General features: G+C 67.7%; 7 protein-coding genes and 1 pseudogene. 1 reads left to right on the top strand and 7 read right to left on the bottom strand.

The window, feature by feature from the left end; all coding sequences use genetic code 11:
• Positions 1–46: 46 nt before the first annotated feature.
• The 7 genes and pseudogenes from D9599_RS32485 to D9599_RS23695 all read right to left on the bottom strand — a co-directional run bounded on the left by D9599_RS32485 (position 47) and on the right by D9599_RS23695 (position 10,105).
• Positions 47–337 (bottom strand): DUF2934 domain-containing protein, encoded by a 291-nt coding sequence (locus tag D9599_RS32485; RefSeq protein ID WP_198383774.1) that lies wholly within the window; start codon positions 335–337, stop codon positions 47–49.
• Between the two features lie 184 nt (positions 338–521).
• A pseudogene (locus D9599_RS31540) lies at positions 522–933 on the bottom strand (IS21 family transposase); the annotation flags it as partial.
• 431 nt (positions 934–1,364) lie between these two features.
• The gene (locus tag D9599_RS23715; RefSeq protein ID WP_198383773.1) at positions 1,365–1,721 is read right to left on the bottom strand and encodes a response regulator; all 357 of its coding nucleotides are present in this window, start codon (positions 1,719–1,721) and stop codon (positions 1,365–1,367) included.
• Positions 1,718–5,428 (bottom strand): PAS domain S-box protein, encoded by a 3,711-nt coding sequence (locus tag D9599_RS23710; protein ID WP_198383772.1) that lies wholly within the window; start codon positions 5,426–5,428, stop codon positions 1,718–1,720. Before D9599_RS23710 ends, D9599_RS23715 begins: the two co-directional genes overlap by 4 nt.
• A 979-nt stretch (positions 5,429–6,407) precedes the next feature.
• On the bottom strand, positions 6,408–6,785 hold the full coding sequence (locus tag D9599_RS23705) for a response regulator (protein WP_309228698.1): 378 nt from the start codon (positions 6,783–6,785) through the stop codon (positions 6,408–6,410).
• A gap of 11 nt (positions 6,786–6,796) precedes the next feature.
• Positions 6,797–9,028 (bottom strand): PAS domain-containing protein, encoded by a 2,232-nt coding sequence (locus tag D9599_RS23700; RefSeq protein WP_198383771.1) that lies wholly within the window; start codon positions 9,026–9,028, stop codon positions 6,797–6,799.
• Positions 9,029–9,271: 243 nt separating this feature from the next.
• A complete protein-coding gene (locus D9599_RS23695) occupies positions 9,272–10,105 on the bottom strand; it encodes a hypothetical protein (protein WP_198383770.1) in 834 nt (277 codons plus the stop codon).
• 212 nt (positions 10,106–10,317) lie between these two features.
• On the opposite strand from D9599_RS23695, the gene D9599_RS23690 reads away from it, so the two are divergent.
• Complete coding sequence (locus D9599_RS23690) at positions 10,318–13,497, top strand: PAS domain S-box protein (protein ID WP_198383769.1); 3,180 nt, start codon at positions 10,318–10,320, stop codon at positions 13,495–13,497.
• Positions 13,498–13,765: the final 268 nt, after the last annotated feature.

Below are 13,765 nucleotides of genomic sequence, written 5' to 3'. Positions count from 1 at the left end.
GTTAACGAGGTGGCTGCCTCAAGGAGCAGGAGCCACAAGACAGGGGTCACTCAGGCCTGTCTCGAGCATCCCTGCGTCCCTCACCTGTCAGAGGTGTATGTGACGGCGGGTCGCTGGCGGGAAAGCTCTCTTCTCCCTCCTCATCGACATAAGCCTGTCGCTGATCGTCACGTGTACATTCAACCTTCCAATGAACCTCGGCCCCGCCTTGAGGGTTCAGCGCGCAAGCCATTCTCCAGTGGACGTCCGCTCGTCCCTCAGGACGACCCTCCTCAAGCCAGAGAAAGTAGGCTTGTTCACGGATGCGCTCTTCGCGTTCAATCCGGGTCTCCGACATGACGACCTCCTGCTACCGCATTGCCGCGACCTGTATCTGGCATCCAAGGTCGTTGGTTTAAGGCAGTCCTGAACTTCGCTCTCCGGAAAGTTTTTCCGCCTCAATGTCTGATTGAGAGGCGGAACTTCTCAACCAAAACGGCGCTCGATGGCATGAAGAGCAAGGAAAGCTGCTCAGAAGGCGGCTGCCTCATCCCAGGCGTTCGGGCCATCGCCTTGCCGAAGTCGGCCTGGCCGTGTCCGGGCGAGTGAACCAGGGGGACGAACATCTCCCGCCCGGGAAGCCATGCTCCGCCTTGAGCCGCTCGAAAATCCGCCGTGCCGTGTGCCGCTGCTTGCCGGGGCGGCCCTGATCCTCCTCCAGGGTTCGGAGCACTGCTCCAAACGCCGAAGGCTCGCGTCGATCACCGGCCGCAGCGGGTCGAGCTTGGGACAGACCGGTGGCTTGCTCCGCCGATACCCCGGCGGCACCGCAAACCGCAGCATCTTGGCCACCGTCTTGGCGTCAATGCCAAACACCCGCGCCGCCTGCCGCTGGCTCATGCCATCCACATGGCAACCACGCCGAACCCCCGCATAAAGATTCACGACCTTCATCCCCCAGGCCTTTCGTCAGAACCTCCGACGAAAAGCCCACCAGCGCTCCTTTTTCGCGCCGCCGCTACAGCCAGACTACCCGGCCGCCTCCATGAGGGATTTTGTCTCCGCCGCTCTCACCTTCAGGCGCTGAAACCGGCGGCGGCCGCTACGTAAACCGAACGCTCCGGCGGCGGGGCGGCGGCTTACCGCGCCTTGTCGCACGGAAACGGACAGGCCGTTTCCGGCCAGACCCGGGCACGCGGCTTTGCGCCCAAGCCGGTCGTGGAGGCTCGCGGCTCGCCAGCCAGGAGGCGGGCATGGCGCGAACAATGTGGCGAGCCGAAGTTGCGCCAAGGGGCGGACCCGCCCGCCTCATTGAGCGTTGTCCCAGCAGGCCACAACTGCCTTTACTTGCTCCGCCTGCGCCGCGACACGAGTTCGCGGCTCGTTCAGCCGAGGAGACGGCGCACAACTTCCGCCGCGTCCGTCGGCTTCTTGCACCGGGGCACATTGCCGTACTTGCGCGGGATGTGGACCGCATCGTAGCCGGTCGCGAACAGGAAGGGGATCGCGCGGTCCATCAGCGCGTCCGCGACAGGGTAGGCCGTCTCTCCCTGCAGGTTGATGTCGACCACGGCCCCGTCCAGCTGATCGGTCTCGTCGAGGAGGTCGAGCGCTGCATCGACGCTGGGCGCGGGTCCGATCACCTTGGCTCCCTCGGCCCGCAGCGCCTTGCTGAGGTCGTCGGCCAGGAAGTACTCGTCCTCGACGACGAGCAGGCGAAGGCCGGCGAGACGGGAGGTCATGTGGAGCGTCTCCGACTTCTGGTCCGCTCGAGCGGCATGTCGATCGTGCAGCGCAAGCCCGCCTCGTCGTGCTCGAACGAGGTCTTGGCATTGAGGCTGTAAGGCAGGGCGCGCTCGATCAGCTCGCGCCCATAGCCACGAGGGGCATCACCGTTGTTGCTGGGCGGCTGACCGCCTCTCTCTGCCCATTGGAGCGCGAGTCGCTCTCCCCTCCCTTCCCCGTAGGTCCGCCACGTGACGGTGAGCCGGCCATCGCTGTTCGAGAGGGCGCCGTACTTGCGGGCGTTCGTGGCAAGCTCATGGAGTGCGAGGGCAAGCGTCTGCACGACCGAGTGGCGGACCCGCACCGAGGGGCCGTCGACGTCGAGGCGGCCGGGCTCCGCCCTTGCCCCGAGCGCGTCGAGCTCCATGTGGATCAGACCGTCCATAGTAATCGGCTCCTCGTCAGAGCGGGAGAGGAGGCCCTGCACGCGGGCGAGCGCCTCCAGCCGGTGGTTGAACTCTTCGCGGAACCTCTCGGTCGGACCGGTCTGTTCCATGGTCTGCTGCGCAATGGAGCGCACGACCGCGATGAGGTTGCGCGTGCGGTGCTGGAGCTCGGCGACCATCACCTCCTGGCGCTCCTGCAACTCCTTCAGCTGCTGCACATCGGTGGTGGTGCCGAGCCACTCCAGAAGGCGGCCCGCCTCGTCGCGGACCGGTACCGAACGGGTGTGGTGCCAGAGATACGCGCCATCGGCGGCGCGGCGGACTCGGTATTCCACGTCGAGCCTGCCGTGGGGGCGAGCCGCTTCCCAGGCCCGCATCGTCGCGTCGTGGTCGTCGGGGTGGATGGCGTCGAGCCAGCCGAGCGCCAGGCTCTCCACCGGGCTCTGGCCGGTGAACGCCTGCCATTGCGGGCTCGACCAGGTCCAGCGGCCCTCGTCACAGGAGCGCCACACGAGCTGCGGGATGCCCTCCATCAGGGTGCGCAGCCGCTGCTCTCCCTCGGCCAGGGCCTGCTGCGTCCGCCGAACCTCGGTGACGTCCTGCCCGATCTTGATGAACTCGCGAATCTGACCGTCCGCGCCCACGAGAGGCTGGGTCGAGCCCTCGATGAAGATGCGCGCGCCATCCTTGCGCTGATGCCAGCGGACGTTGGGGGCCAGCCCCGTCCGTGCGGCGGTGTCCCGCTCGTCACGCGGAGCGCCACTGGCGACATCCTCAGGCAGGAAGGTCAAGTCGACAGAGCGTCCGAGCATCTCCTGCTCCGACCACCCATACACGGCGGCCGCGCCGGACGGCCAGGAGGTGATGAGCCCGTCCCGGTCTGTGGTGAAAATCGCGTAGTCCCGGACGCTCTCCAAGAGAAGCCGGAACCGCTCTTCGCCCGCACGCAACGCCCGCTCGGCGCGCTTGCGGTCGGTGACCTCCTCGTAGAGCACCGCCACGCGATCATTTTGCCTCGGATAGGCAACGGCCTCGAACCAGCGATCCGAGCCAAATCGGTGTTCGATCCGCTGCGGCTCCCCCGTGGCAACAACGTTCGCGAAGTGCTGCGTCCAGACCGGATCGAGATCGGGGAACAACGCGCTCGCCGTTCGGCCTCTCGCGGCGGCGACCGGCGTGCCGAAAAGTCGCTCGAAGGCCGGGTTCAGCTCGAGATAGAGCTGGTCGACCGCTTGCCCCTGTGCATCACGCACGAGTTCCAGCTCGCTGTAGCCCTGGCCCATCGTCTCGAACAGGGTGCGGTGCTTGTCCTCGCTCGCGGCGAGCGCCGCCTCGGCCCGGGCGCGTTCTGCCGCGGCCCAGGTGCGTTCGCCGACCTCGTGCACGAGCGAGACTTCCGCGTCGGTCCACGCGCGCGGCGTCCCGGAGTGCACGCCGAGCTCCGCGACCAGCCGACCGTCCTTGACGAGCGGCGCGACGATCGCCGCCTGAACGCCGACCGCGGCCCATGCCGCACGCTCCGTCTCGTCGAACCCCGGGTCAGCATTCACGTCCGCGACGGCGAGCCCTTCGCCGCTGTAGCGCCTCGCCATCACTTCGGCCCCGAACGTCTCGTAGCTGAAGTGATCCGGGAAGGGGGCCGGTGAAGGCCGGCCGGGAGCCGCGGGCCGGATGAACTGGCCACGGATCACCCCTCTCTCCGTGCCAGGCTCGCCCGTCACCTCCGCGTACATCGAGCGGTCGGCACCCAGGTGCTCGCCGAGCAGCCGGGTCGTGGTGGCCTGTATCTCTCGAGCGTCGGCGAGGGGTCGAAGCGCATCGCTCAGCTCCAGCAGGAACGCTCCCCGCTCCTCGCTCTCGCGAAGTTCGCGCTCGGCATGGGCACGTTCCACGGCCGCCCAAGTCCGTTCCGCCGTCTCCTCCGCGAGCGCGGTCTCCGTCACGGTCCAGCGCCGCGCCCTGTCCTCGACCACGAACAGCGCCGCCTGAAGCTCGCCGGCCTTGACGAGAGGGACGTCGACCCAGGAGGCCACCCCGTGCGCGAGGCAGTAGTCCCTCTCCGCCGCGGCGAACGTGCCATCGGCCACATCCTCGACGACCCAGGTCCGCCCGTCGCGTATGCGGTCGTAGATGAGGCGGAAGGCGTCGTTCGGGTAGCGCCCGACGAGGCTCGGGAGACCCGGGGCTGCGTCGTCGCCCCAGATCTCGCAGTAATCCACGCCGCGCGGCCATTCCGCGTAGTAGGCGCGGCTGGCGCCCACCGCCTCGCGCAGCCGCCGCACGGCTACCCGGATGATCTCAGGAGGATCCGCGAGGGGCCGCAGCGCGTCGGCGAGTCCCAGCAGGAAGGCCCCCCGCTCCTCGCTCTCCCGCAGCGCAGCTTCGGCGCGCTTGCGGGCGTCGATGTCGACGTTGATCCCGACCCACTTTTCGATCCTTCCGCCCGGATCGAGTACGGGAGCGGCACGGATGTTGGTCCAGCGCCAGCCGCCATCGGGAGACCGCAGCCGGAACTCGGCATCCACGAGCCCGTGGACCGTGACCGCCTCCCGCCACTGCCGCTCGGCATAGGCTCGGTCATCCGGATGGACTGCGTCGAGCCAGCCGTAGCCGAGCCACTCCTCCAAGGTCTGGCCGGTGTAAGCGCGCCAGCTCGGGCTGTCCGCGACAACCAGGCCACTGCCGTCGGCCTCCCAAGCTGCCTGAAGAAGGCGATGGCGCGCCTCGTTCTCGCGAAGCGCTTCCTCGGTCGCGCTCAGGCGCTGCACCTTGAGCAAGCGGTCGATCACCGGGCCGAGGATCGTGGCGTAGGTGCGCAGGAATTGGCTGTCGGCATCACCGAAGGCGCGCGGCTCGGAGGCATCCACCTGAAGCAGGCCGAAGGGCCGCCCGCCGGGGAGGAAGATCGGCACGTTGGCGAGCGCCTGGACGCCGGCGTCCTTCAGGAAGGCCGGGAAGTCGAAGCGGCTCTCGCTCGCCAAGTCGTTGGTGATGACCGGCTCGCCCCTTTCGACGGAGTAGGTCTCCGAGGAGTGCTCGCCCATCGGAAGCCGCAAACGCCCGACGACGCCCTCGTCCCAGCCCACGCCCGCCCGCACGAAGAGGGTCCCCCTCTCGTGCTCGATCTCGAGCACCTTGGCGTGCCCCGTCCCGAGAGCGTCGGCGATGAGCCGGCAGGCCCGGGTCAGCACCGCGTCGAGGTCGTCCGAACGCAAGGCGAACTCACCGAAATCAGCGAGCGCTTGCTGGCGCTTCTCCATCTGACCGATGTCGGGCATTCCCCCTCCTCGATGCCCCAGGCCTACGCTCCTCGCCAGCGCCGCTCCAGCATCGTCTGGATCAGGTCAACTCGCGACGGGCGAAATCGATGCTCCACCGTGGCATCGGCCCTCGTCGGCCATGGCCCGGTTTTGCGCGTAGAGCGCCTCGCGCCTGCGCGTGTCGCCGTCGAGGATCGAAGTCCCGGGCGCGTGGACCACCATGTCCGGGGGCTGAAGGTCCCGCAGCCCCGACGGGTCGCCGGCGCCCGCCTGGGTTTCTGCCTCGCGCACACGCGGCGAGGGGGTGGTCCGGGCGTGGCACGTCGGGTGCGGGCACGGCGGTCTCCTCTCGAGAGGGCCCGGAAGGGGCCCAGCGGTTTCGGCGCGCCGATGCACCCCGGATCGGGTCCGGATACTTGAACCGTGCGGCAGACGACCGTGCACCGCCTTGCTCGAAAGTCTGGTGCGGATCGCCAGCAGCGGTTCCGTCCTCCAGCGAGGAAGGTCCGCTTTCGCATGACGGCCACCCCGTAGCTGCCGGGCTGCTTCCGGCCAGACCCGGCTATCCGGCGTGCTATGGGAGGTCAAGTTCGGGTCAAGTGCGGCGGTGGAACAGGCTGCGGCTGAACTAAACCGTAGCCAGCAACGGTGCAATCCCGCTCTCCGGACAGAACTTCCTGCGATAGAGTGCCGCATGGATCTGGATGAGGCTCCCTCCCCTTCCCCTGCCGCCCTCAGTGCATCTGGAACAAGGTGGCGGAGCAGGTCCGGTAGCAGGTCTGACCGTCAACACAGCAAGGCGCGATGGACGACTGGGGGAAGGCGGACTTGGTCAGCCAGCCAGTTCTGATGTTGCTTTGCGCCTGTCCCGGCCGTTCGGATGCCTTGGCTGACGTTCCGAGAGCGGACGTGACCTCGGTAAACAGCGACAACTGGGTTGGGTACAAACCGGCTCCCGGCTTTGACCGCCTTCCCGTATTCCGAGCAGGTCAGACCGCTACGGAGCGAGGCGCCGGATCGTTTCGGCAATCTCCTCGCGCTTGTAAGGCTTCGAGAAGAACACGCCGCGAGCCGGCATGTCCTCGGGGCGCGGCGTCCGTCTGCCCGAGATGATGATGATCTCGATCGGCGGCCAGCGATCGCGGATCATCGCCGCCAGCTTCATGCCGTCGGCTCCGCCGGGCATGTCGATGTCTGTGAACACGATGCGGATGTCGGGCCGGGTCTCCAGAATGGCGACGGCGTCCTCCGCGCCCGCGGCCTCGACCGCCTCGAAGCCCGCCTCCTCGACCACATCCACCGCCATCATCCGCAGGATCGGTTCATCCTCGACCACGAGAACGACCGGTCTGCCCGGGGGCGCTGCCTGACCCACGATCTACTCCCTCACGAACGTCGCAGCTGGGCGAGCGACGCCCGCATAAGTGCCCGAAATCCTGTAGGCGGATAACGAAGCTCGACCCCGCCCGTTCCCACCAACCCCATCCGGATCAACCGCGACCCGAAGCCCTTCCGGCCGCCGGCCACAGGCGCGGCGGGCTCAGGGCCGCCGAGTTCCGTCCACTCGAAGACGATCTGAGCGTCGTCGCCGTCTCCCTCGGCCCGCCACTCTATGCTGACCCGGCCTCCCGGCACCGACAGGGCGCCGTACTTCGCGGCATTGGTCGCCAGTTCGTGCAGCAGCAGCGAGAGGGACAATGTGGAGCGCGGCCCGAGCTCCACGTCGGCGCCGTGCATCTCGTAGCGGTCACCTTGTCCCGAGCCGGCCATTGCAGCCCGCACCACCTCGTGGGCCGAGGCACTGGCCCAGTTCTTCTGCAGCAGCACGTCATGCGCGGAGGAGAGGGCGTGGATACGCCTCTCAAAGGCGTTGACCGGCTCGCGGTCACGGACCGGCCGAAGGGTCTGCCCGGCGATCGACAGCACCATGGCCAGGGTATTCTTCAGCCGATGGGAGATCTCCTGGTTCAGGACCTCCTGCGCCGCCTCGGCCCGGACCCGCTCGACGGCTGAGCGCAGTCGTGACCCCACCTCGTGGATGAAGGCGAGTTCCTCCGCTCTCCAGGCCCGTGGCTGATCGGTGCAGACGAAGAGCATCGCCACGAAGGCACCGCGCTCGAACAGGGGCGTGTTGACGAAGGCCCGAGCGCTCCGCGCCTCCAGGGCCGTCGCGTGGGCACGGGTGCGGGCGTCGGTGCGACAGTCGGTGACCACGACTGTCTGACCGTCCTTGAGGTCCTCGATGTAGGAGCCGTAGTCCCGGAAGTGGAGCGTGCCCGCCAGGGTCTCGGCCCCGCCGGCCGTCCAATCGTGCTCCACGGTGATTGTCTCCCGGACCGGGTCGACGTCGCCGTAGCCCACCAGCATGGCGTCGAGCGTGGTGCCAAGCGTCTCACAGGCCGCCATGACCATGGCCTCGCCGTCGGTCAGGTCGCGGAGACGGTCGCCCAGTTGCATGATCGCCGTCTGGCGCCGCCCGGCGAGGTGGCGCTCCGTCACTTCCTGGAAGATGACTGTGAAGCGGTCACCTTCGATCGGGTACATGCGCCCCTCAAACCAGCGGCCGATGCCGCCTACTTCCCGGACAAAGGTCGTGGGCTCGCCAGTCTCGACCACCCGGGCCGGCTCATCGATCCAGGCCTGCTCGATGCTGGGTAAGAGTTCGCGAACGGTGTGGCCGACAGCGCTTCTCTGATCCAAGCCGACCTGCTCGGCCCAAGCCGAGTTCACGTCGAGGTAGCGCCAGTCCGTTACCTGACCCCTGGCATCGCGCACCAGCTCGCCCAGGATGATGCCCTCGCGCAGCCGCTCGAATAGCCCTCGCCAATGGGCCTCGCTGTCTCGCAGGGCATCCTCGGCCGTTCGCGTGTCGGTGACGTCCCGCGACACCGACAACAATTTCTCCGGCTTGCCGTCCGGCCCGAAGATCGGCGTGACCAGCACGTCCCAGTAGCGAGGTGTGCCGGCCATGGTGGTGGCGTGGCCGCGGAAATGGCTGCGCTCCCCCGCCCGCGCCCTGGCTACAGCCGCCTTGGCCTCGCTGTGCCCCTCGCCGTGCCAGAAGTCGGGCCAAGGGCAGCCCTGGATGAGGTTGAAGTCGCTCACCTCCATGACGCGCTGGCCGCCATCGCTCATGAAGACGAGATTGCCGTCGAGATCGAGCACCTTGATGCAATCGGCGGAGGCAGCCAGGACACTCCTCAGAAAAGCTTCGCTCGCAGCCAGGGAAGCGCGGCTCGCGGCCAGTTCCGCGAGGTTCGCCTCACGGCTGAGGAGACTGGCTCCCAGCGCGTCGCAGACCGCAACAATGCCGAGGCAGACAGCACCGAAAAGCAGGGTCGATAGCCAATCCTGTGGCGACAGGGCGAGGCTGAAGACGGGCGCGAGGAAGAAGGAGGCGGCGAGGATCATGGACAGCCCGGTCGCGAAGAACCCGGGGCCACGTCCCAGGGTGAGGCCCGCCGCCATCAGTGCCGGGATGAAGAACAGGAACGGGAGATCGGGTGCCGGAAGGATGCTCCGAACCGCCGTGGCGGCGAGCACGATGATCGCCGCGGCGCCGTAGCGCTTGGCAGCCGGCCAGCGGCGGCCGGCGAGAAGACGGAGTAAGCGTTCCAAAACGGGCCTCTCCGCGTGCCGAGGCCGTCGGCCAACCTCCTGTCCACGGGCAAGACCGGGGCCTTGGTCGAGAGAAGCCGGCAGAGGCAGCCGGCAGGCGCTCTAATCCTGCCGCATCATAGCAATCACGATCACCTCGCTCCAGAGTGGGCGGGGGGTTCAACGACTGCACTGGGTCAATATCGGCGGGAGAAGGCGACGCCATCCTTCGCCTTCTTACAACCGCTGGTAGGTGTGTCGCACCTAGTTCCCTATGGCGAACTGGACGGCGACCGATATCTGGAGCGCAGGGGTATCGCGGTTCAGCCCAGCGCCTCCGGCCACCCCGACAACGGCGCCGTTTGGCAGGCGATGGCGAAAGCCAACCTGGAGCAGGCTGAAGTCCCGGTCTCCACGCTCCTGCTGCGAGAGAGCGTAGGTGAGGACGAGGGCCAGGTCGCTTGTGACGGCCTGGCCGATGGAGGCGTTAAAGAGGTAGCGGTTGGGGCGATCTCCGGGTTGCGGATCGATGCGGGTGGTCAAGCCTAAATTGGCGTGGATCCCAAGCGGCAGGCGGCCCGGTCGGAAGGTCTTGCCAACGAGCGCCACGCCCTCCGCCTCGTAGGCGGTGCGACCGGGGCCGTAGATCGTGCGGACGCGGCCGAGGAGGCCGATTGCGGGGGCGGCGCCCCGATCCTCGGAGAGCTGGTAGAGGAGGCCGAGGCCGCTGGTGCCGCCTGCGCGGGCGCGCTCGCGCTCTTCCTGTTGTTGCGGCAGGGCGTCCCCGTCGGTGAGGTCGACGGCGGTGCCGAGGCGACGCCGGGTCTCAAGATTGCCGTAGGCGCCGGTCTGGCCGAGACGGAGCTCCAGCCGGGGAAGGACACCCATCTCGTATTCAGTCTGGATGGCGCCGGTGTCGCGGACGCGGCCCTGGCGCGCGCGCTCATAGATGCCGACGAAGCCGACTTCGGCGGTGCCGGGGGCGGCGGCGATGGGATCGGTGATCTCGAACGGGTCATCGGCGAGTTCGATCGGCTCGTCCTGGGCGGCGACAGGGGTGGCAGCGAAGAGGAGGAGAGCGAGAACGCGGCGGGACATCGTGCCTGCCCTTAGGTCGAATAGGCGCGGGGCGCCAGCGAGCCGGGGAACGGGTGGGGAAGGTGGGTCGAGAAGTGAACAGCAGCGGCAGGATGGAAGGGCAGGTGCAATCCCGTCCTGCGGCCCTGGACAGGCCAGGATTTTCCCACAACGACCCGGCATTGGCTGGAGCGTTACGCTCTCTGGATTGGCCTAGGAGGCGGATGAGGAGAATGGCCAAGCAGGACGCGATGATGAGGCGCCAGCGTGTGCTGGCTGACTTCGGAGACTTCGTGCTCGACCACGAGGATCTGGACGCGATCCTTACCGAGGGCTGCCGTCTTATCGCCGGGGCCCTGGGCACCGATCTGGCCAAGGTCATGGAGATCGACCGGGCGACGAACACGGGCTTCGTGCGGGCCGGTGTCGGCTGGCGCCCAGGGATCGTCGGCCACGAGCATGTCAGCCTGAGCGATCGCTCGTCCGAGGCCTATGCGATCGAGAAAACAGAGCCGGTCATCACCAACGATATCGCGCACGAGGTACGCTTCGAGTTCCCGTCTTTCCTGCACGACCACGGCGTTGTCGCGCTGGTCAACGTGCCCATCCTGCTGCCTGGCCGGAGGCCGTGGGGAGTCCTGCAGGTCGACGCGCGTGAGCCACGAGAGTTTGGCCAGAAAGACATCGAGTTCCTCAAGACCTACTCCATGGTGCTGGGGCCGGTCATCGACCGCCTGCGCGTCACGGCAGAGCGAGAGCAGGCGCGCAACGGGCTGACGGAGCGCGAAGAGCGGCTCACCCGCGTGCTGGACGGCATGGGCGAGGGCTTCGGCCTGCTTGCCCCCGACTTCACCATCCTAGAACATAATCACGAAGCCCTGCGCCTGGACGGACGTCCCCGCGACGAGGTTGTCGGGCGCTCGCACTGGGAGGTCTACCCGGGCAGTGAGCAGTCCGAGGTGGGGCGGCTTCTCAGGAAGGCCATGGCTGAGCGTGTGCCGGTCTCGCTAGAACACCAGTACGCCTGGGACCAGGGGCGCTCCCGGTGGCTGGAAATGCGGGCGTTCCCGGCAGCGGACGGCGCCTCGGCCGTATTCTGGCGTGACGTCACTGATCGCCGGCGGGCCGAAGACGCACTCCGCGAGAGTGAAAAGCGCTATCGCGCTCTCTTCGAGAGCATGGACGAAGCCTACGCCGTCGTCGAGGTTCTGAAGGACGATGGCGGCCGGTGGGCGGACTTCCGGTTCCTCGAGGTCAATCCGGCCTTCCTGGAGCACACGGCCATGCCCTGGCCGGTCGGTAAAACCGCCTCGGAACTGCTCGGAACGCCCAATCCGCGCTGGACCCAGTTCTACGGCCAGGCGCTCGACACCGGGCGGTCGATCCGGGTGGAGGAGGACGAGCCGACGCTCGGCCGCACCTTCGACCTCAACATCTTTACCTTGGACCGTGATCGGAACCGCGTCGCGGTGCTCTTCACCAACATCACCGAGCGCAAGAGGACTGAGGCAGCGTTGCGGGGGGCGATGGAGCGCCAAGCCTTCCTGCTCACGCTCGGCGATGCCATGCGTGCGCAACCGGGTGCGCAGGAGATGGTCGAAATTGCTTGCCGCCTTCTCGGCGAGCGCCTGGACGCCTCGCGGATCATGGTTGCGGAATTCGACGAGGGGCGAGGCCTCGCCCACATCTTCCATGGCTGGTTCGCTGACGGCGCGACGCCGTTCCCGACAGTGATGCGGCTGGCGGACTACGAAGGACCGATCCTGCGCGATCTCAGGGCCGGTCGGACGGTCCGAATAGAGAATACCGGCCCACCCTTCGAGCGGACCGACCTCGAAGCCATCGCGGAGCTCGGCGTGAAGGCGTTGCTCAGCGTCCCACTGATCGTCGAAGGCAGGCTCGTGGTGAATGTCAGCGTGCACCAGCACGCCGTACGCCGCTGGACCGAGGGCGAGATTGAACTCGTGCGGGAGGTCGCCGAGCGGCTGTGGGCCGACCTGGTGCGGGTCCGGGCGGAGGCCGCGCTGCGGGAGAGCGAGAACCGGTTCCGGGCTTTTGCGGAAAACTCGGCCGACGTGATCTGGATCGTGAGCGCTGACGGGAGGCGGCTTGAGTATCTCTCGCCCGCTTTTGAAAGGATGTTTGGGGAGGATCGGGCGAAGATTACCGCCGACCTCCGCCGCTGGGCGGAACTCGTGCATCCCGAGGACCGGGTGGAGGCGATGCGGGCCATGCCGCGCGCCCTCGCGGGAGAGATGGCCATCGTTCACTACCGGGTGCTTCGCCCGTCGGACGGCCGCGTCGTGCACCTCCGTGACACAGGGTTCCCCATTCGGGATGAAGCCGGGGGCATCGCCTGGATCGGCGGCATCGTGCAGGACGTGACAGACATCCACGACGCGACGGCGGCGCTCGAGGCGCAGAAGGAGCGGTTCCAGACGCTGGCCGAGGGCATCCCCCAGCTCGTCTGGCGCTCGAGGGACGCGGGACAGTGGACCTGGGCCTCCCCGCAGTGGCAGGACTACACGGGACAGTCGGACGAGGAGAGCCACGGCCTGGGTTGGCTCGATGCGGTGCATCCCGAGGACGGGGCACGGACAATGGCGGCCTGGCACGCGGCGCGGCGGCACGGGCAGTTGGACGTGGAGCACCGAGTGAGGCGCGCATCCGACGGCGCCTGGCGCTGGCATCAGACCCGCTCCCTGCCCGTTCGCAACGGCCCGACCGCCGAGCAGCCGGAAGGCCGCATCGTTGAATGGCTCGGGACGACGACAGACATCGGGGATCTTAAGCGGCTCCAGGGCGAGCAGACCGTGCTGGTCGCCGAACTCCAGCACCGCACGCGCAACCTGCTCGGGGTGGTACGCAACGTCGCTCGCCGCTCAATCCCACCGCAGCCGGGGCGGGACGAGTACGATAGGCGCCTGGCCGCTCTCGGGCGGGTGCAGGGATTCCTGGCCCGGAGCAGCCGCTACAGGGTGGCGCTGCGCGACCTCGTCGAGGCTGAGATCCAGGCCGCGGGCGACGATTCATCGGACCGGGTGACGGTCGAGGGCCCGCCCGTGGACCTGCCCGGCGAGGGCGCACAGCCCGTGGCGCTCGCGCTGCACGAGCTGGCCACTAACGCGGTGAAGTACGGCGCCATCGCGCAGCCAACGGGTCGGCTTTCCGTCACCTGGCGGGTCGAGGATGCGGAGGACGGGGCTCGGCTGGTCATTGCCTGGCGCGAGAGCGGGGTAGCGATGCCCGATGGCCCGCCCGTTCGCCGAGGCTATGGGAGCGAGCTCATCACCCGGGCGTTGCCCTATCAGATGCGCGCGGAGACGGCGCTGGAGTTCACCCCTGACGGGGTGCGCTGCTCCATCTCGCTCCCCGCCGGAGCGTTTAGGGTCGTGGAGGAGGTAGGATCATGAGCGCGGCAGGTGAGGCGCTCCGGAGCCGGCACATCGTCGTGGTGGAGGACGAGTACTCTATTGCCGAAGAGGTCGGGGAAGCTCCTGCACCTCCGCGAATTAGCGGCAGGCAGCTTTCGTAACTTCAAGCTTGGGAGCTACCATTCCGCTCCCGGCCGAACCTGGCCATTCAGAACGGCGTTATGAGTCCTTCCTCTGCCTTCCCGTACGATAATGGGGGATTATCGTGCCTGCGCAGAAGCTCAAGGGGCAGGTTCTTGAGCAATGT

It is taken from the genome of Roseomonas sp. KE2513 (genome assembly GCF_016107305.1).
Classification (GTDB): domain Bacteria; phylum Pseudomonadota; class Alphaproteobacteria; order Acetobacterales; family Acetobacteraceae; genus Roseomonas.
The sequence above is the reverse complement of the archived record's forward strand: the minus strand, read 5'-3'. Positions and strand labels throughout refer to the sequence as shown.

What these genes read in the sequence shown, in the direction of transcription:
- D9599_RS32485 (WP_198383774.1), bottom strand. Translation starts at nt 337, where the DNA reads ATGTCGGAGACCCGGATTGAACGCGAAGAGCGCATCCGTGAACAAGCC.
- D9599_RS23715 (WP_198383773.1), bottom strand. Translation starts at nt 1,721, where the DNA reads ATGACCTCCCGTCTCGCCGGCCTTCGCCTGCTCGTCGTCGAGGACGAG.
- D9599_RS23710 (WP_198383772.1), bottom strand. Translation starts at nt 5,428, where the DNA reads ATGCCCGACATCGGTCAGATGGAGAAGCGCCAGCAAGCGCTCGCTGAT.
- D9599_RS23695 (WP_198383770.1), bottom strand. Translation starts at nt 10,105, where the DNA reads ATGTCCCGCCGCGTTCTCGCTCTCCTCCTCTTCGCTGCCACCCCTGTC.
- D9599_RS23690 (WP_198383769.1), top strand. Translation starts at nt 10,318, where the DNA reads ATGGCCAAGCAGGACGCGATGATGAGGCGCCAGCGTGTGCTGGCTGAC.